This is a genomic window from Ruegeria halocynthiae (assembly GCF_000743705.1).
GTDB lineage: Bacteria > Pseudomonadota > Alphaproteobacteria > Rhodobacterales > Rhodobacteraceae > Ruegeria > Ruegeria halocynthiae_B.
In genome coordinates, this window is the sequence record NZ_JQEZ01000011.1 from 1 (window position 1) to 17,500 (window position 17,500).

General features: G+C 57.4%; 15 protein-coding genes, 1 tRNA gene and 2 pseudogenes. 8 read left to right on the top strand and 10 right to left on the bottom strand.

Annotation, left to right across the window (positions count from 1 at the left end; all coding sequences use genetic code 11):
- Nucleotides 1-537: pseudogene (locus JT51_RS20580) on the bottom strand (helix-turn-helix domain-containing protein); the annotation flags it as partial.
- 722 nt (nucleotides 538-1,259) lie between these two features.
- On the bottom strand, nucleotides 1,260-1,682 hold the full coding sequence (locus JT51_RS20585) for a hypothetical protein (protein WP_037317633.1): 423 nt from the start codon (nucleotides 1,680-1,682) through the stop codon (nucleotides 1,260-1,262).
- A gap of 316 nt (nucleotides 1,683-1,998) precedes the next feature.
- Here JT51_RS20585 and trpS point away from each other — a divergent pair.
- A pseudogene (gene trpS / locus JT51_RS20590) lies at nucleotides 1,999-2,940 on the top strand (tryptophan--tRNA ligase).
- A gap of 358 nt (nucleotides 2,941-3,298) precedes the next feature.
- On the opposite strand, the gene JT51_RS20595 reads toward trpS, so the two are convergent.
- From JT51_RS20595 to JT51_RS20605, 3 genes are all read right to left on the bottom strand, one after another.
- Complete coding sequence (locus tag JT51_RS20595; protein WP_037317635.1) at nucleotides 3,299-3,817, bottom strand: GNAT family N-acetyltransferase; 519 nt, start codon at nucleotides 3,815-3,817, stop codon at nucleotides 3,299-3,301.
- Nucleotides 3,814-4,368: a helix-turn-helix domain-containing protein gene (locus JT51_RS20600; protein ID WP_037317638.1), complete on the bottom strand. Its 555-nt coding sequence runs from the start codon at nucleotides 4,366-4,368 to the stop codon at nucleotides 3,814-3,816. Before JT51_RS20600 ends, JT51_RS20595 begins: the two co-directional genes overlap by 4 nt.
- Before the next feature lie 120 nt (nucleotides 4,369-4,488).
- Entirely contained in the window at nucleotides 4,489-5,505 is a 1,017-nt protein-coding gene (locus JT51_RS20605) for a Fe(3+) ABC transporter substrate-binding protein (RefSeq protein WP_037317667.1), read from the bottom strand.
- 172 nt (nucleotides 5,506-5,677) lie between these two features.
- On the opposite strand from JT51_RS20605, the gene JT51_RS20610 reads away from it, so the two are divergent.
- On the top strand, nucleotides 5,678-6,157 hold the full coding sequence (locus tag JT51_RS20610; RefSeq protein WP_235216222.1) for a GFA family protein: 480 nt from the start codon (nucleotides 5,678-5,680) through the stop codon (nucleotides 6,155-6,157).
- A gap of 81 nt (nucleotides 6,158-6,238) precedes the next feature.
- Here the strand turns inward: JT51_RS20610 and ykgO are convergent, their stop codons facing one another.
- Entirely contained in the window at nucleotides 6,239-6,364 is a 126-nt protein-coding gene (gene ykgO, locus JT51_RS21665) for a type B 50S ribosomal protein L36 (RefSeq protein WP_005648635.1), read from the bottom strand.
- 94 nt (nucleotides 6,365-6,458) lie between these two features.
- Nucleotides 6,459-6,533, bottom strand: a tRNA-Val gene (locus JT51_RS20620).
- 149 nt (nucleotides 6,534-6,682) lie between these two features.
- On the opposite strand from JT51_RS20620, the gene JT51_RS20625 reads away from it, so the two are divergent.
- Nucleotides 6,683-7,543 (top strand): N-formylglutamate amidohydrolase, encoded by an 861-nt coding sequence (locus tag JT51_RS20625; protein ID WP_037317647.1) that lies wholly within the window; start codon nucleotides 6,683-6,685, stop codon nucleotides 7,541-7,543.
- Between the two features lie 2 nt (nucleotides 7,544-7,545).
- Here the strand turns inward: JT51_RS20625 and JT51_RS20630 are convergent, their stop codons facing one another.
- Together JT51_RS20630 and pyrF are read right to left on the bottom strand one after the other, a co-directional pair.
- Nucleotides 7,546-8,799 (bottom strand): DNA polymerase IV, encoded by a 1,254-nt coding sequence (locus tag JT51_RS20630; RefSeq protein ID WP_037317650.1) that lies wholly within the window; start codon nucleotides 8,797-8,799, stop codon nucleotides 7,546-7,548.
- Nucleotides 8,800-9,160: 361 nt separating this feature from the next.
- Nucleotides 9,161-9,865, bottom strand: coding sequence for an orotidine-5'-phosphate decarboxylase (gene pyrF / locus JT51_RS20635; protein ID WP_037317653.1), 705 nt, complete (start codon nucleotides 9,863-9,865; stop codon nucleotides 9,161-9,163).
- 151 nt (nucleotides 9,866-10,016) lie between these two features.
- Here pyrF and JT51_RS20640 point away from each other — a divergent pair, with 151 nt between their 5' ends.
- The 3 genes from JT51_RS20640 to dgt all read left to right on the top strand — a co-directional run bounded on the left by JT51_RS20640 (nucleotide 10,017) and on the right by dgt (nucleotide 14,527).
- Nucleotides 10,017-10,337 carry a hypothetical protein gene (locus JT51_RS20640; protein WP_037317670.1) on the top strand — a complete coding sequence of 107 codons (321 nt, stop codon included), beginning with the start codon at nucleotides 10,017-10,019 and terminating at the stop codon, nucleotides 10,335-10,337.
- A gap of 126 nt (nucleotides 10,338-10,463) precedes the next feature.
- Nucleotides 10,464-13,082 (top strand): ATP-dependent chaperone ClpB, encoded by a 2,619-nt coding sequence (clpB, locus tag JT51_RS20645; RefSeq protein ID WP_037317655.1) that lies wholly within the window; start codon nucleotides 10,464-10,466, stop codon nucleotides 13,080-13,082.
- A 92-nt stretch (nucleotides 13,083-13,174) separates the two neighbouring features.
- Nucleotides 13,175-14,527 carry a dGTP triphosphohydrolase gene (dgt, locus tag JT51_RS20650; protein WP_235216223.1) on the top strand — a complete coding sequence of 451 codons (1,353 nt, stop codon included), beginning with the start codon at nucleotides 13,175-13,177 and terminating at the stop codon, nucleotides 14,525-14,527.
- 9 nt (nucleotides 14,528-14,536) lie between these two features.
- Here dgt and JT51_RS20655 read toward each other — a convergent pair whose 3' ends face one another.
- Nucleotides 14,537-15,352 (bottom strand): cyclase family protein, encoded by an 816-nt coding sequence (locus tag JT51_RS20655; protein WP_037317658.1) that lies wholly within the window; start codon nucleotides 15,350-15,352, stop codon nucleotides 14,537-14,539.
- Between the two features lie 204 nt (nucleotides 15,353-15,556).
- Between JT51_RS20655 and msrP the strand changes: the two genes are divergently transcribed.
- Nucleotides 15,557-16,459, top strand: coding sequence for a protein-methionine-sulfoxide reductase catalytic subunit MsrP (msrP, locus tag JT51_RS20660; protein ID WP_037317661.1), 903 nt, complete (start codon nucleotides 15,557-15,559; stop codon nucleotides 16,457-16,459).
- Nucleotides 16,460-16,463: 4 nt separating this feature from the next.
- The gene (gene msrQ, locus JT51_RS20665) at nucleotides 16,464-17,078 is read left to right on the top strand and encodes a protein-methionine-sulfoxide reductase heme-binding subunit MsrQ (protein WP_037317664.1); all 615 of its coding nucleotides are present in this window, start codon (nucleotides 16,464-16,466) and stop codon (nucleotides 17,076-17,078) included.
- Nucleotides 17,079-17,500: the final 422 nt, after the last annotated feature.

The window sequence follows — 17,500 nt, forward strand, 5'->3', positions numbered from 1 at the left end:
GTGAGCGATCCGCCAGGGCATCAAAGCCGCCTTCGACATAGCGATCATACCAACGATAAAATGTCGTGCGGGGGATGCCCAGCATGTCCAGGGTCTGCTTGGTGGGCAGATGGGACCCCTCAACGGTGCGGATGATCTCCAGTTTCTCAGAGGCAGGGTATCTCATTCCTCGAACTCCCCAGCCCCTGTCATGCTTTTTTTGAGCAGGCGGTTTTCAAGGGTCAGATCGGCGACGCATTCCTTCAGTGCCGTCGCCTCGGATCGAAGCTCCTTCACTTCAGGCGACGTCGCTTGCCGGGCTGTATCGCCAGACAGACGGCGTTTCCCGGCTTCGAGGAACTCCTTTGACCAGCTGTAATACAGGCTCTCAGAAATGCCCTCGCGCCGACACAGTGCCGAGATGCTTTCCTCACCACGAAGACCCGCCAAAACAATGCGGATCTTCTCCTCCGCCGAATAGGTTTGCCGCGTCTTGCGGCGGATGGTTTTGACCAACTTGGTAGCCGAAGCTTTGCTGGTTCCGGATTTCTTGTTCATCTTCACTCCTTGACGGTTACGATGAACCAGAAATCCTCCGTTGTTCAAATCCTCAAATCTGTCCCACAGGTGCTGACGTCAAACATATTGGGATGACTAGAGCCTAACATCACAGGTTGAGGCTGTGTATGGAATTTCATCAAAACTATACCGCCTTTTTAGTCCCCTGGTGTCTTAAGACGGACGTCGTTTCAGGTTCATTGCCGATAACCTTTGGCAAACTTTCTGCAACCAAGTATTGAAGCTTTCTAGCTTAGATGTACTTAGAGCTGTAAAGCGCTGGCTTTTGGTCAGTTTTGCGAGCACCTAACGATAGAAGTCAGAGTGCTTTCGACTCGGAGTGCAAGCTTTTGGGCGAATCGTGCAAAATTATGCGCAAACGTCGCGCAAAGTTATGGGCGAGTACACTTGAATTTCATGAATAAAAACAGTGACTGGAACGCAGCGCTATGCGCGCGCCTACAGCCCGTGTAGGTGTGCGCATAACTTTGCATTTCGCCCATAGATTTGCATCTTTGGCCCAAAACCTTGGGCACAGTAACCCAACTGCAAAAAAATGGAACGAATTCTAAGAACGGATATTCGATCAACTGATTTATGATCAGTAGCTACTGAAAAGTCCGGCCTCTGACGTGTCCTGCGCAAAACAACCACGCGTTGCACTCTGAAGTGTCTCGGAGTATTTTGGAACAAACAGGCAACAAAATGAGTCGAGTGAGTCATTAATGCGGGCATTCATTTCCTATTTCCCAGGCGAAATTCTGGATCCAATCCTGGTTGCCGGGAAAAGACGCCACGCGATGATTTGCGACTATCTTGAACGCCTTCGAGCAGGGTAGGTGCAAAACGCGCAAGACAAACTGCCTGGCCAGCACTTTGTCTTGCAGAAAAAATCTGCGATGTCCGTCGAAGATATCTTCGAGGCAATGTTCATTCAGAAACCCCCACAGATTTCCCCAAAGGGTCCGTTCAAGGTGACTTCTAAAGAGTAGATTGGCCAGATTTTGGCCAACCGAATATTTCGTTTCAACATTTACCGACAGGGGCTGGGTCTCCTGGCCCGCCCTTTCTTGTATCATCTCGAGCAGGACGTGTGAGGTATCTTCGTCGCCCGCACCCGGTTTTGCTGTCCCGAATTCTGGCATGCTGACAGGTCAGACAGAGAATGAAACGCGCAACCCCGGCGGGAACCCCGCCACCGTAACGAACCGGAAACGTCGCTGAACGGGTGTTATGTGAAGCGATCTGCGGTTGAAACACCCACAGTGTCAGCTTGACGGCATTCTTTTCCGGCAATACTGCTGTCGGCATGGATAACCTGATGCTCCTTTCGGCACTCTGGTGGCTGGCCCCGAAATAAGGCGGCCGGACAATTCCATCTATTCCGAGGCCGCCGCTTGGGCGGTCTTTTTATATCCATGCTTCCCAATGCGGTGCCTCACAATCAACGAGGACACGCATATGACCAAACCAGTCATCCTGACCGGAGACCGCACTACGGGGCCGCTGCATATCGGCCATTACGCGGGCTCGCTTTCCAATCGCCTGCGCTATCAAGACAGCCATGAGCAATTCCTGCTCCTGGCGGACACGCAAGCCCTGACCAACAACGCGCATGATCCTGAAAAGGTGCGTCGCAACGTCATCGAAGTCGCACTGGACTATCTGGCTGTGGGCATCGACCCCGAGCGGACAACGATCTGCCTGCAATCGCACCTGCCTGCGCTGGCGGAGCTATCGATACTTTATTTGAACTTCGTCACCGTCGCGAGGCTGGAGCGCAACCCGACGATCAAAGATGAAATCCGGGCACGTGGTTCCGGCTGAAACATCCCCGCCGGCTTTCTCTGCTACCCCGCAGCACAGGCGGCGGATATCACCGCATTCAAGGCTACGGTCGTGCCCGTCGGCGAAGACCAGGCGCCCTTGATCGAGCAAACAAACGAGCTCGTGCGCAGGATAAATGCAACCGCAGGCGCGGTGGTTCTGCCTGAAGCGTGCGCTGTCATTCCCAAATCCGGCCGGCTGCCAGGGATTGACGGAAAGGCGAAGATGTCCAAGTCCGGAGGCAATGCGATCTCGCTTTCTGCGTCTCCCGACGAGATCCGTGCTGCTGTCCGAGTCATGTTCACGGACCCGAACCACTTGCGTTTAGAGGATCCCGGTCAAGTCGAGGGCAATGTGGTCTTCACCTATCTGGATGCCTTTGATGAGGCCAAGGATGATCTGGCAGATCTCAAGGCGCATTACCAACGCGGCGGCCTTGGCGATGGTAAGAACAAGGCACGGTTGGAAGACATATTGCAGGCGTTCATTGCACCCATCCGCGAGCAGCGGGCGCATTTGTCTGAACATCGCGACTATGTTCTGAATGTCATTCGAACGGGCCCGAGAGCGAACTGATGCGACGAAGCGCGAAGTCGTGAGTTCTCTGGGGCTGTTCCAGCTTCGAGAGTGCAATCGCGGAAACGCCTGAGGGATCGGCAATTTGAACAGATGAGTATCAGCAGAGCGATGTGCGTCCGCTGTGATTTTCCGGACGGCTTCGGATACCCATTCATTCATTTTCATCCACCTTCGTTTCTTGCCCAAGATAGCGTCTCAGAAAGTCCGCCGTATGACCTTGCGACTGCTCCAGCATCTGCTGCGACGTGCCCGCTAAGATGAGCTCTCTGCACGATTGACGTCCATGTCATGCGGCTGTGCAAAAAAGATCGAAACCGATACAACTGCGCCCAGGCTCATCAAAATGGGGCGGGGCCTAGGTCAGGTTCTTGAACATATAGGTCGTCGGTTCCAGCCGATCCTCGAAAGGGTTACGGCAAAAGTTCGGAATTTCTCCGGCGATCTGAAACCCCAGGCTTTGATACAGAACCCGCGACGGGTCAGTGCTGCGCGTATCCAACACCAGCAGGGTTCGGCCCAATTGGGCCGCGCGGATTTCAAGCGCGTGCATCAAAACACGCCCCAGCCCCCGACGTCGGGCCTTGGGGTGGACCAGCAGCTTGGCCACATCTGCGCGATGGGGTTGGTTCGGCATCGCCGCAGGGATCAGTTGTACCGTCCCCAGAACGCGCCCTTGATCCCGCGCAGTGAACAGATCCAGCGCGCCAGCCTGCACCTCTGGCCGGACCCGGTTTTGCCAATAGGCGCGTGCCTGATCTGCCGGGAAGGGCAGAATGAAACCGATGCTGGCCCCATCCTGCACACAGGCGTGCAGGATATCGGTCAGATCATCCAGCGCATCGTCAAAGCCGCTTTCATCCAGGCATGAGATCATATGAGCACCAGCAAATACCGCGCCCCACGCGCGGGCGTTGTTTCAAATCGCGTCGGACCTGAGAGGTGATAGCGCAGGCAATCCCCGCCCCGCAGATCATGGGTGACGCCGTCCACTGTCAGGGTCAACGCGCCATCCAGCATGATCAGGTGATGTTCTTGCCCCGGCTTTGGTGGGGTGTCGTAGGTGATCGCCGTACCGGGCGGCAGGTGACCCTCCAGCACCTCACCGCTGAGGCCGGTAGCAGGGGGTGAGACCGACCGACGCATGAATCCGGTTTCCGGGTCGCGCCATTCGGGTTGCCGTTCAAACGGAACCCGCGGGGCGAAACTGTCCTCGACCATCATCAACAAGCGCGACATCGGCAGCCCGTAGGCCGCACATAAGCGGCCCAGTGTTTCGGCGGTTGGGCTGACATCGCCCTTCTCCATACGGGACAGCGTGGCGCGGCTGATGTTGCTGTGTTCGGCCAATTGTTCCAGTGACCATGCGCGGTCCCGGCGCAGGTCGCTCAGGCGGGTTGCAAGTCGGTTTGAAAGGTTATCCAGCATGGTGCAATTATGAGAAGTTGGTTCAGATATGGGATTATTGATTGGAAATAATATCAGCGCAATAGAAAAAGGGCGCAAAAATCTTTGCGCCCTCTCTGCTGTTCGGGTCTGTTGCCTGGATTACTTCCAGCCGACCTCATTAAAGATTTTCTGCGCTTCGGGCAGGTTCTTGGCGACCTCGGACAGGTTTATTTCATCCGCCTTGAACTCACCCAGTGCCTTGACCGAATCCACCAGCGCGACACCTTCGACCGCCGGGAATTCGTCATTCCCGGCCGAGAAATACTGCTGGGCCGAGTCGCTGGCCAGATATTCCAGGAACAGGATGGCGTTGTCCTTGTTGGGGGCGTTCGCAGCCACGCCTGCGCCGGACAGGTTCATATGCGCGCCAGTGCTGTCCTGGTTCGGAAATACCCAACCGATCGAGTCGATATCCGCGGACACGCCTTTGATGTCCCTGCGGATGGCGCGGGCAAAGTAATAAGTGTTCGACACGGCGATATCGCATTCGCCCGAGACGATGCCGCGCAGCTGGTCGGTGTCGCCGCCCTGTGGATCGCGCGCCATGTTGGCGACGATGCCTTCGGCCCAGTCCTTGGCGGCCTCGGGGCCTTCATGGGTGATGATCGAGGCCAGCAGGGTCTGGTTATAAGTGTTGCTGGACGACCGGATGCAGACCAAACCCTTGTATTCGGGCTTTGCCAGATCGGCATAAGTGGCCGGCGGGGTGGTGACGTTTTCCTTGTCGAAAAAGATGATGCGGCCACGCTGGGAAAAGCCGAACCATTCGTTGTCGCTGTCCTGCAGGTTGGCGGGGATACGTTCCTCTAGAACCGCGCTGTCGACCGATTGCAGAATGCCTGCGTTCTTGGCGCGCGCCAGACGCGATGTATCTACGGTCAGCAGGATATCGGCGGGCGAGTTCGCGCCTTCGGCCTGCATGCGCGCGATCAATTCGTCCGCCTTGCCTTCGATGCGGTTGATGGTGATGCCTGTCGCCTCTTCGAAGTCACCGTACAGGCTTTCGTCGGTGTCATAGTGGCGCGAGGAATAGAGGTTCAGCTCACCCTCGGCGGTGGCAGAGGTTGCAATCAGGGCCGCCAGCGCGGCGGCAACACAGGTAGAGGATTTCAGCATCATATCTCCCAACATGGAAAGTTGTGGCGGGTCGTAATCCGACTGAAATGGTCAATTAGACGATTCTGGAGGGGATGCAAGGAAATCTGACAAAATTAGTTGGTCAAATGGTCGCTGCCCGTTCTACAGTGCGCTTCCACCCGCAAGAAACACCCAGTGGATTCTGATCAAATTGACAGCTTTGACGAAAAAGGAGGATAGTGCAGATATGCCAAGCGATACGTCCAGCGTAATTACCGGTCGGTGTTATTGCGGTCTGATCACGTTCTACACGTCCTCAAAACCGCAGACCGTTGCATATTGTCACTGTACGGATTGCCGTCGCGCAACCGGCGGGCCTGTTTCAGCATTTGCCGCATTTAGCGAAGGCGCGATTGTCTTCACGCCGAACGAGGGGAAACGCATCACCGTAAACTCTGGTGTTACAAGAACGTTCTGCGAGAGGTGCGGGTCATCGTTGACGGGTCGCTATGACTATCTTCCGAACCAGATTTACATTTCGCTTGGTGTCATTGATCAGGCAGATGATCTGGCGCCTGAAATGCATGGGCACGAAGCTCAACGTCTTTCTTGGCTTCACATTGTCGATGATCTTACGCGTTCTGAGTCGACGACCCGTGATATGCTGGTGGCCAAGTCAGGTATTCCATGAACCTTTTGGATTCGATTGTTGTTGGCAACAAAAAAACCGCACCCTGGGGCGCGGTTCTTTTAAATCAGCTATGTGCTGTTCTCAGCCCTGACGAGCTTTGAACTTGCGCTGCGTCTTGTTGATCACGTAGACGCGGCCTTTGCGACGCACAACACGGCAATCACGGTGCCGATTCTTGAGCGAGCGGAGCGAGTTCTTGACCTTCATGGTCTGTCTCCAATCTGCGGCGCCTTCATCAAGGACGTGGCCAGCGCCTGGGTTAGTCGGGTGTTCCGGGTCAGACCCGAAACAGTGAAATAGATGGTGGGCGGTACAAGGATCGAACTTGTGACCCCTTCGATGTCAACGAAGTGCTCTACCGCTGAGCTAACCGCCCACTTATACCTTTGCGTGACCTGCCCCATAACGAAATGGGGCGCGGAACCCCGCGCCGGTAGCGGGGTCTATAAAAGGAGTCGCAAAGGGGTTCAAGGGGTTTGGCAGAACTATTTTCCGGTCTATGTTCAATGCGGATAAGGAGTCACCATGCGCAACGCCCCCTATGTATTGGATATGCCCGCAAACCGTACCTCTTGCGTGGTGTTTTCTTCCCCTCATAGTGGCCGGAACTATCCCGAAACGATGCTAAGTCGCACTGGCCTTAGCGAAAATGTGATTCGATCCTCGGAAGATGCATTTGTGGATCAGTTGTTTTCTGCGGCGGCCGATTTCGGCGCGCCGATGATCTCGGCGGTGATGCCGCGCGCGTATCTGGACCTTAATCGCAGCGCCGAAGAACTGGATCCGGCCCTGATTCAGGGTGCGCGCCGTCACGGGCACAATCCGCGTGTGGCCTCGGGGCTTGGGGTGATTCCCCGCGTCGTGGCCAATGGGCGTGCGATCTATCGCGGTAAGCTGACGATGGATGAGGCGCGGCTGCGCATCGACACCTGCTGGCGGCCCTATCATGCGCGGATCAAATCCCTGCTGGCCGAATCACATGACGCCTTTGATCAGGCAATCCTGATTGATTGCCATTCGATGCCGCATGAGGCCGTGGCCATGGCCCGCAACACGAAATCCAAACGCCCGGATGTGGTTTTGGGCGACAGATTCGGCGCGTCAGCTTCTGCCGAGGTGGTAGAACGTGTCGAATCGGCCTTTGCGGCAGCCGGGTTGAATGTGGCCCGCAACGCACCTTTTGCCGGGGCCTATGTGACCCAGACCTATGGTCGGCCTGGTCGTCATCAACACGCGATCCAGATCGAAATCGACCGGTCGCTGTATATGGACGAAGAGCGGATCGAGCCGAACGGGAACTTCGCGGCGTTTCAGGACACCCTGCGCGAGGTTGTTCGGGAAATTTCCGAAATTGGCAATGAGCCCCTGCGACTGGCGGCTGAGTGACCTCAGCGCAGCGCGCGGCCTTTCACAATCGCATCACTGCCGAACCGGCGCCGAATCTCATCGGTGGCGCGTTCTGCCTGTGATCGCTGGCCGGCACCGGGGTCCAGCAGATCGCCAGAGATATCAGCCTGCGCCTCGGGGCACAGATCGGACAGCCCGACACCCAGCAGGCGGTATGGCCCCTGATCGCCAACCTGATCGAACAGCCCGCGGGCGGTGCGATAGACGCGGTCGGCGATCTGTGTGGCATCGCGCAGGGAAACCCGCCGCGTGATGATCTTGTGATTGGCGCGCTTCAGCTTCAGGGTGACGACCCGCCCGGCCAGCGCCTTGGCCTTGGCGCGGTCGGCCACCTTTTCGGCCATGCGCCACAGGTGGCCATCCAGAATATCAAGGCTGGAGGTGTCTTCGAAAAACGTGGTCTCATTGCTGATGGATTTCATCGGTTCATGGGCCGAGACGCGCCGCTTGTCCCGCCCGCGCGCCAGATGCCACAGGCGATAGCCCATCGCTCCGAACCGGGCGGTCAGCGCCTCTTGATCCCAGCGCAGCAGGTCGGAAAAGGCGCGGATGCCCGCGCGGTCCAGCGATTCCTGCGCGGCAGGGCCAATGCCCCAGATCAGGCGCACTGGTTTGTCGTACAGAAAATTCGCCGTTTCGGCCTGACCGATCACCGAAAACCCGCGTGGTTTGTCCAGGTCCGACGCCACCTTGGCCAGGAACTTGTTGTGCGACAGCCCGATCGACCCGGTCACGCCCAACTCATCCTTCATGCGTTTGACCAGCCGCGCCAGCATCACGGCGGGCGGTGCGCCATGCAGGCGCTGGGTGCCGGACAGGTCCATGAAGGCCTCGTCCAGGGACAGCGGCTCGACCACCGGGGTCAGCTCGTCCATCATCTTGCGGATTTCGCGCGACACCTCGGCATAGGCCGACATGCGTGGTCTGATCACCACAGCATCGGGGCACAGTTGCAGCGCCTTGAACATCGGCATGGCCGAGCGCACGCCGCGAATGCGCGCCACGTAACAGGCGGTCGACACGACACCGCGTTTGCCGCCACCAATGATCACCGGCTTGTCAGCCAGCTCCGGATTGTCGCGTTTCTCGACCGAGGCATAAAAGGCATCACAGTCCATATGCGCGATGGACAGGTCGAACAATTCCGGGTGTGTCTTGATCCGCGGGCTGCCGCAGGATGGGCAGCGCCGTTCATCGGTCAAGGTGGTCAGGCAATCTCGGCAAAGACCGGGCATGAAACTCTTCCGCCTTCTGTGCGATCCAGTCAGCAGCTTACTTATAGCAGCCTCAGCCGCCACGCAAAGTGTCGACCCAACCAGTGCAATATGAATGATATGTCCGAAAGAAGACCCCCCGCAATTGGGCGGGGGGAGGTGACGAACCGCAGGAAGAGGCGGTTCGCGGGGAGTATCACGCCCCAGATTCACCCAAATTCGCGGGTTTCGATAGGACCTAGGTCACACATGCAGAACTGGTGTTTTTCATGTGTGTTTTGGGGCACAGGGGTGATTTGGCCCGGCAAAATCAGAAAGTGACGTAAGGTCAGTCAGTTGCTGGTGATTTGCACGCAGAAACACGTCGATTTCGCTGGGCCGATCAGTGCTGTGTCAAGGAATTTAACTCAGCCAGAACCGCTTCGGCAGCCGCTTTGGGATCTTCTGCCTGATAGATCGGACGGCCAACCACGATATGATCGGCGCCGTCACCAATGGCGCTGGCGGGGGTGGCGACGCGTTTCTGGTCACCTAAAGCGGCACCTGTCGGGCGCACGCCGGGGGTGACGATCAGACGACCTTGGGCTTGGGGCAGGGCGCGGATCAGGGCGGCCTCTTGCGGGCTGGCGATCACACCGTCGGCCCCGGCCTCAAGCGCGCGTGCCGCGCGTTCGACGACCAGCTCTTGCACGTCACCCGCTTTTAACAGGCTGGCATCCAGATCGTCGCGGTTCAGCGAGGTCAGGATCGTCACGGCCAGAATCTTCATGTCTTTGCCCGAGGCACCCTCTTTCGCGGCGCGCACCACGTGGGGGTCCCCATGCACGGTCAGGAAATCCAGATCGAACTGCGCCAGACCTCGCACTGCGTTTTCCACCGTGTTGCCGATGTCGAACAGCTTCATGTCCAGAAAGATACGCTTGCCCTGATCGTGCTTTAGTTCATTGGCCAGCGCCAGGCCGCCGCCGGTCAACATGCCCAGCCCGATCTTGTAGAAGGATACAGCGTCACCCAGCCGCTCGGCCATGGCCAGCCCCTGCAAGGCGTTCGGGACATCAAGGGCAACGATCAGGCGGTCATCGGACATGGGGCAAGCTCCTGTTTGGCAAACGTCTGCGTCCTAGCGGGTTCAGGCGCTTGTGTCCATGCAGGACGGGCAGGTGATCGAAATCAAGCAGCAAACGCCTGACTGTGCTATGGTGCCGTGCATGAGCTTGGGTGTTTGGGCAGGGGGAACCATGAAACCGTTGTTTGGTGTTGGGCTTGTACTGGTCATGGCGGCCTGTCAGGACATGCCGCTAGAGACCGAGGCCGCAGATACTGTTATCGTGTCACCGACCCATGACAACCTGCGCCTTATGCGCGGATACCGGTCCACTGATGACGATTGCCAGCTAACCGGCGAAACCGCCTTTACCATTGATTTTCTGGATGACGCGGCGGACCTTGTGTCATGCCCGTCGGGCAGCGATGCTGCGCAGTCTCTGGTCGATATGTATGACGCGCGGCAGGTGGCCGAAACCGGGGGGTATACCGTTTATTCCGTGCCGCGACGATAGGTTCGGAATCTGCGGGTTAGCCTCTTGAACGGACAAAGATATTTCCCAGATTGAATGTGAGGCCCAGACCAACGCGTGCCGCCAAGCGGGCGCATATACATTGGGCGCTTTGAGAAGGAGAGTATTATGGACTTGAACAAGTTCACGGAACGCGCACGGGGATTCGTGCAGGCGGCGCAGACGATTGCGCTGCGTGAGGGGCACCAGAGGCTGGAGCCCACACATATACTGAAAGCACTGATGGAGGACGATCAGGGGCTGGCCAGCAACCTGATCAAACGTGCGGGCGGCGCGCCGAACCGCGTGGTCGAGGCGCTGGATGCCACCATCGCCAAGATTCCGAAAGTCAGCGGGGATGCCAGTCAGGTGTATTTGGACGGCCAGACCGCCAAGGTTCTGGACGAGGCCACGAAGATCGCCACCAAGGCCGGCGACAGCTTTGTGCCGGTCGAACGGGTGCTGATGGCGCTGTGCATGGTGAAATCCAAAGCCAAGGATGCATTGGAAGCCGGGGCCGTGTCGGCGCAAAAGCTGAACGAGGCGATTAACGACATTCGCAAAGGTCGCACGGCTGACACCGCGTCGGCGGAAGAAGGCTATGACGCGCTCAAGAAATACGCGCGCGACCTGACCGAGGCGGCGGCCGAGGGTAAGATCGACCCGATTATTGGGCGGGATGAGGAAATCCGCCGCTCGATGCAGGTTTTGTCGCGCCGCACCAAGAACAACCCGGTTTTGATCGGGGAGCCCGGCGTCGGTAAAACCGCAATTGCCGAGGGCATGGCCCTGCGCATCATCAACGGTGACGTGCCGGAATCGCTGAAAGACAAAAAGCTGCTCGCGCTCGACATGGGGGCGCTGATCGCTGGCGCGAAATACCGTGGTGAGTTTGAAGAACGTCTCAAGGCCGTTCTGACCGAGGTGACCGAGGCCGCCGGGGAAATCATCTTGTTCATCGACGAGATGCATACGCTGGTCGGGGCAGGAAAATCCGATGGCGCGATGGACGCCGCGAACCTGATCAAGCCCGCGCTTGCGCGAGGTGAGCTGCACTGTATCGGCGCAACCACGCTGGATGAGTACCGCAAATACGTAGAAAAAGACGCGGCTTTGGCCCGCCGGTTCCAGCCCGTTTTGGTGGCGGAACCCACGGTCGAGGATACGATCAGCATCCTGCGCGGCATCAAGGAAAAATACGAGCTGCACCACGGCGTGCGCATCTCGGACTCGGCGCTGGTGTCGGCGGCGACCCTGTCGCATCGCTATATCACTGACCGTTTCCTGCCCGACAAAGCCATCGACCTTGTCGATGAGGCCGCGTCGCGCCTGCGGATGGAAGTGGACAGCAAGCCCGAAGAACTCGATCAGTTGGATCGTCAGATCCTGCAGATGCAGATCGAGGAAGAGGCGCTGAAGCTTGAAGATGACACAGCCTCCAAGGATCGTCTGGAGACCTTGCAAAAGGATCTGGCCGATCTGCAGGAGAAATCCGCCGAGATGACCGCGCAATGGCAGGCCGAACGCGATAAGCTCGCCGGGGCGCGCGACCTGAAGGAACAGCTTGAACAGGCGCGGGCCGATCTTGAGATCGCCAAGCGCGAAGGCAATCTGGCAAAAGCCGGAGAGCTGTCCTATGGCGTCATCCCCGAGCTTGAGAAACAGCTGACCGAGGCCGAAAACGCCGAAAGCAACGCCATGATGGCCGAGGAAACGGTGCGCCCGGAACAGATCGCCTCCGTTGTGGAACGCTGGACCGGCATCCCGACCTCGAAAATGCTGGAAGGTGAGCGTGAAAAGCTGCTGCGGATGGAAGATGATCTGCATTCCCGCGTGATCGGTCAGGATGCGGCGGTCACCGCCGTCTCCAACGCCGTGCGCCGCGCGCGTGCGGGCTTGAATGACGAAGGCCGCCCGCTGGGTTCGTTCCTCTTCCTTGGGCCAACCGGCGTGGGTAAGACCGAGCTGACCAAGGCTGTGGCAAACTTTCTGTTTGACGACGACAACGCGATGGTCCGCATCGACATGTCCGAGTTCATGGAAAAACACGCGGTCGCCCGTCTGATCGGTGCCCCTCCGGGCTATGTCGGCTATGACGAAGGTGGTGTGCTGACCGAAGCTGTGCGGCGGCGGCCCTATCAGGTCGTCTTGTTTGATGAGGTCGAAAAGGCGCACCCGGATGTGTTCAACGTGCTGTTGCAGGTTCTGGATGATGGTGTGCTGACTGATGGTCAGGGCCGCACCGTGGATTTCAAGCAGACGCTGATCATTCTGACGTCGAACCTTGGGTCTCAGGCGCTGAGCCAACTGCCAGAAGGTGCCGACAGCGCACAAGCCAAACGCGACGTGATGGATGCGGTGCGGGCGCATTTCCGGCCCGAGTTCCTAAACCGTCTGGACGAGACTATTATATTCGACCGTCTCAAGCGGGACGATATGGATGGTATCGTCGATATCCAGATGGCACGTCTGCAGAAACGTCTGGCGGCCCGGAAGATCGAGCTGGTTCTGGATGATGGTGCCAAGGAATGGCTGGCCAACGAAGGCTATGACCCCGTCTTTGGCGCGCGCCCTTTGAAGCGCGTGATCCAGCGTGCCTTGCAGAACCCACTGGCCGAAGCCTTGCTGGCGGGTGAGATCCGGGATGGCGAGACTATTCCGGTCACTTCGGGCGCCGAAGGTCTGATCATCGGTGACCGGCTGGGCACGTCAGAGCGGCCCCGCCCGGATGATGCCGTGGTGCATTGATCTGATGCTGAGGCAGATATGAAACCCGCCCTTTTAAAGGGCGGGTTTTTCTGACACTAAATAATTGATTCACCCTAAAGGATTTCTTCTTAATGGCGAAAATGGAATGGGCGTCGCTGTTGAATACGGCCACTTATGACAACAAGTCAGAACAGGCCGAGCGGCCGTCCTATGTCATTGCAGCCGACAGAATAACGTTTTCTGCCCCATTCCGCCGTTTGGCAAACAAAACGCAGGTTCACCCGCTGTATGACAACGACCATCTGCGCCATCGCCTGATCCACTCGGAAGAGGTGGCAAGTGTCGGCCGCTCGATTGGGATGCAGGTTGGTGTCTGGTTGGCAGCAGAGAAAGCCATCCTGCCTGAAGATGCTCACAAAGTGGCGGGTGTTGTGCAGGCGGCCTGTCTTGCGCACGACCTGGGCAATCCGCCTTTCGGGCATTCCGGGGAAGAGGCGATTGGCAAGTGGTGCTCTGAAAAGCTCAGGGGGTGTTCTCCAGCATTTCAGGGTATTGCGGGAGACCGCTGGCATGAGTTCGAAAAATTCGAAGGCAATGCGCAGGGCTTCCGCATCCTGACGCGGCTGGAAATGTACAGGAACGAAGGTGGTATGTGTATGCCCAACTCGGTTCTGGGCGCGTTCATGAAGTATCCGATGGGGGCCGAGACATCCAAACGCCTCAAACAGAACAAGGCGAAAGAAGAGGTGTATGTCGGGGCAAAGAAGTTTGGCTTCTTTGAATCGGAGCGGGCGTATTTTGACGCCGCCGCGGGTGCGATGGGACTTATCGAAACGCGAGGTCCGGATGACCGAGGGTGGTGGCGGAGGCATCCTCTGGTCTATCTGGTCGAAGCCGCAGATGACATTTGCTATAACATCGTCGATCTCGAAGACGGCTATTCAGCTGGCGATCTGTCATTTGAGACTGTCCAAGACCGTTTGTCGGCTTTTGCCAATAGCCCAAGTGGCAATCAGGGAGGCTATACCGATTTCGAAAAGATCAGCTACCTGCGCGCCCGTGCGATAGGTGGAGCCATTACTGCCTGCGTTGACGCATTTAAGCAAAGACACGATGAAATTCTTGACGGCAGTTTCTCGGCCTCGCTGATTGGCGTGTCCACTAAGGCCAAAGACTTTTCCGCGATCGAAGAATTGGCGCGTGAACAACTCTTCACCGCGCCGCGCAAGACTCGGCTTGAGGTCAAAGGGCGCAACGTGATCCGAAAGGTGCTCGACGGCCTGTGCCCGGTTTATGAAGTACTGGCTCAGCAAAACTGGAAGGAAGATGAGTTGCCCGATTACGAAAAGCAACTCATCAATGCGGTCAAGCTTGATTTGCGGGGTGTCGATGACGCCTATTCCGCCCTGCATTCGTTGACCGACTTCGTGTCGGGCATGACCGACAGATACGCGGTACAGGTGTCGGACATGCTGTCTGGCTGAAATCCGGGATCATATCATCGCAAAGATCCGCGCCGGGCCGCCGGTGCCGCCTTTGTGTTTCGGTGCGCCGATGACCAATGTCGCACCCGCGGCCGGTACACGGTCCAGGCCCGCGATGTTTTCGATCCCAAAACGCCCGGTTGGCAGCCACGCGTAATGGGTTGCAAAATCGGTTGAGGTGCCGTTGTCCAGCGACAGCGTATCCGAAGCGATCGAGCGTGCGCCGGTTTCCTCGATCAGCATTTGCGCCGCTTCGACGTGAAAACCGGGATAGTGCTGGGCCTGACCGTCAAAGCCGCGATAGGCATCGCTGTCGGCTTTCGCCGCCCAGCCGGAATAAAGCGCCACGCAGGCCCCGTCGGGGATATCTCCGTGGGTCGACATCCATGCCTTCAGATCATCCGGGGTCAGCAGGGTGTCGGCGTCTTCGGCGGCCCGCGCTGCGATATCGACAACGCAAAGCGGTGCGACCAGATCCGAAACCGGGATTTCATCCACCGATGCGCCATCCGCCGAGAAATGCAAAGGTGCATCAATATGCGTGCCGGTGTGTTCGTTCACAGTGATGCGTTGCAGGTTGAAACCGTGTTCGTCGAAATTGAAAACCTGTTCCGAGGCATATCCCGGTTCCCCGAAATAGGTAGGGAAATCGGGGCTGATGGTGTGGGTCATATCCTCGACCTTGCCAGCACCTGCGGCCATTGCGACCGGCGCTGCCGCCCCGGTTGCGGCAACCGCAACACCTGATGCGGCGGCGGCTTTGAAAAACCCTCGCCGCGATAGCATACGGTCTTTGACAGCATTCATTACGCAGATGTCACACATTTATCTTCTCCCTTGCGGACCTGATTTAAACAGTAATGAAAAAGATAAGCGCAAAAGGTGTTCTGGCAAAATGCGATACGGTGCGCGCTCGGGTTTGTTCAGTTTCGTTACAATCCCGTCTCTCAATCGTTACGCCTGTTTCTGTGGCTCTGTGCTATCAGCGGGCTACCTCACTTCTGAGGTGGTTTGATAACGGAGACCCATATGGCGCATCGCTGGACCAACACATTGACACATGCTGACGTCACCCCCCGGGCGGCGTTTCTGAACCGGCGGCAGGTCATGGCCGGGTTGGCGGGTGTCGGGCTGGCCGGATTGGCGCAGCGGTCTGAGGCGCAAGAGGCGCTGGAGCCGAACACCTGGGAAGACATTACCTCATACAACAATTACTACGAATTCGGGACGCGCAAGGATGATCCGGCAAAATACGCGCATACGCTGGTGACCGAACCCTGGTCGATCAAGATAGACGGTCTGGTCGACAAGCCCGGAGAGTATGATTTCAACGATGTCATGTCCGAAATGACGGTCGAAGAGCGTATCTACCGGTTCCGCTGTGTCGAGGCATGGTCGATGGTTGTTCCATGGAACGGGTTCGAACTGGCTGATCTGCTGAATTTGGCGGGCGTTCAGGAGGGGGCCAAATATGTGGCCTTTGAAACTGCATATCGCCCGGACGAAATGCCCGGCGTTCAATATCCGGTGCTGGACTGGCCTTACCGTGAAGGTTTGCGGCTGGATGAGGCCATGCATCCGCTGACGATCATGGCCACAGGCATTTATGGCAAACCGATTCCAAAACAGAACGGTGCGCCCCTACGTCTGGTGGTGCCGTGGAAATACGGGTTCAAATCCATCAAGTCGATCGTCCGCATCACGCTGTCAGATGTCGAGCCGCCGATCAGCTGGAATATGGCGAACCCGCGCGAATACGGCTTTTATAGTAATGTGAACCCGAATGTGGATCACCCGCGCTGGTCGCAGGCGTCTGAACGCCAGCTTGGCAGCGGGTTGTTTGCCAAACGTGTGCCCACCCTCATGTTCAACGGTTACGAACAAGAGGTCGCGGGATTGTATGAAGGTATGGATTTGTCGAAGAACTTCTAAAACCATGCAGACCCTGAACCAGATATTGCGCCGTCTTCCTGTGTGGGCGGTTTATGTGCTGGGCGCGCTTCCGGCGCCCTGGCTGTTTTATTTGGGGCTGACCGGTGGGCTTGGTGTCGACCCGATCGAAGCGCTAGAGCATCAATATGGCGAGCTGGCGCTTCAGCTTCTGATCTTTGTTCTGGCGATCTCGCCTTTGCGGCGTTTCATAGGGCTGAACCTGACAAAGTTCCGCCGGGCTTTGGGCGTTCTGACTTTTGGCTATGTCAGCCTGCATCTGTTGGTGTGGTTGATTCTGGACGTTCAGGTTCCCAGCCAGATTTGGGCGGATATCGTCAAACGTCCTTACATCACGGTTGGCATGACGGCGTTTGTTCTGATGGTGCCGCTGGCGGTGACATCGAACAATCTGTCTGTGCGCCGATTGGGCCCGCGTTGGCGCAGCCTTCAGCGTCTGGTGTTCCCGGCGGCGATTCTGGGTGGTCTGCATTATGTGATGCTGGCCAAGGGCTTTCAGATCGAACCACTGGTCTATCTGAGTCTGATTGTTGGTCTGCTGCTGCTGCGCATCCCATTTCCAAGCCTGCTGTCTCGCTTGCGTCAGGCCGATTCCGCCTGACTCGTGCCCGAGTCTGTGGGTAACACTGTGTAAAAGCCGATGTTTGGGGAGATATGCGCTAACAAGCGCAGATTTTGCTCAAACACACCCCTCATAAACATCTGATAATAAGTTATAAATTACGAAATTGCGGTTTTTTGCAGATTTGTCGAATTTTCTGCTTGCGGAGGTATGCGGTAATACTTAGAACCCCCTTCACCGGCGCTGCTGAGGCGCTGGAGACACGCTGGAGAGACGGTGGTGACGCTCAGGAGAGACTGGGGGCATCATTGGGAATGAGTTAGGCGGGCGCGCTGATGTTATTGGCGCAACGGTCTGGTTTTTGGCTCTGGGTGTTTTGTTCTTTGACATTGATGGATAACTGAAGAGATATGTGGGCGGTTTGGTTCGTTTTCGACGGATTGAATGTCTGTATATCGCGC

Bases quoted from the DNA above. Each gene is read 5' to 3' on its own strand.
- ykgO (WP_005648635.1), bottom strand. From the start codon at position 6,364: ATGAAGGTCAAGAACTCGCTCCGCTCGCTCAAGAATCGGCACCGTGAT.
- JT51_RS20600 (WP_037317638.1), bottom strand. From the start codon at position 4,368: ATGCTGGATAACCTTTCAAACCGACTTGCAACCCGCCTGAGCGACCTG.
- clpB (WP_037317655.1), top strand. From the start codon at position 10,464: ATGGACTTGAACAAGTTCACGGAACGCGCACGGGGATTCGTGCAGGCG.
- JT51_RS20640 (WP_037317670.1), top strand. From the start codon at position 10,017: ATGAAACCGTTGTTTGGTGTTGGGCTTGTACTGGTCATGGCGGCCTGT.
- pyrF (WP_037317653.1), bottom strand. From the start codon at position 9,865: ATGTCCGATGACCGCCTGATCGTTGCCCTTGATGTCCCGAACGCCTTG.
- JT51_RS20625 (WP_037317647.1), top strand. From the start codon at position 6,683: ATGCGCAACGCCCCCTATGTATTGGATATGCCCGCAAACCGTACCTCT.
- JT51_RS20605 (WP_037317667.1), bottom strand. From the start codon at position 5,505: ATGCTGAAATCCTCTACCTGTGTTGCCGCCGCGCTGGCGGCCCTGATT.
- JT51_RS20585 (WP_037317633.1), bottom strand. From the start codon at position 1,682: ATGCCAGAATTCGGGACAGCAAAACCGGGTGCGGGCGACGAAGATACC.
- JT51_RS20595 (WP_037317635.1), bottom strand. From the start codon at position 3,817: ATGATCTCATGCCTGGATGAAAGCGGCTTTGACGATGCGCTGGATGAT.
- msrQ (WP_037317664.1), top strand. From the start codon at position 16,464: ATGCAGACCCTGAACCAGATATTGCGCCGTCTTCCTGTGTGGGCGGTT.
- JT51_RS20655 (WP_037317658.1), bottom strand. From the start codon at position 15,352: ATGTGTGACATCTGCGTAATGAATGCTGTCAAAGACCGTATGCTATCG.
- msrP (WP_037317661.1), top strand. From the start codon at position 15,557: ATGGCGCATCGCTGGACCAACACATTGACACATGCTGACGTCACCCCC.
- dgt (WP_235216223.1), top strand. From the start codon at position 13,175: ATGGCGAAAATGGAATGGGCGTCGCTGTTGAATACGGCCACTTATGAC.
- JT51_RS20630 (WP_037317650.1), bottom strand. From the start codon at position 8,799: ATGCCCGGTCTTTGCCGAGATTGCCTGACCACCTTGACCGATGAACGG.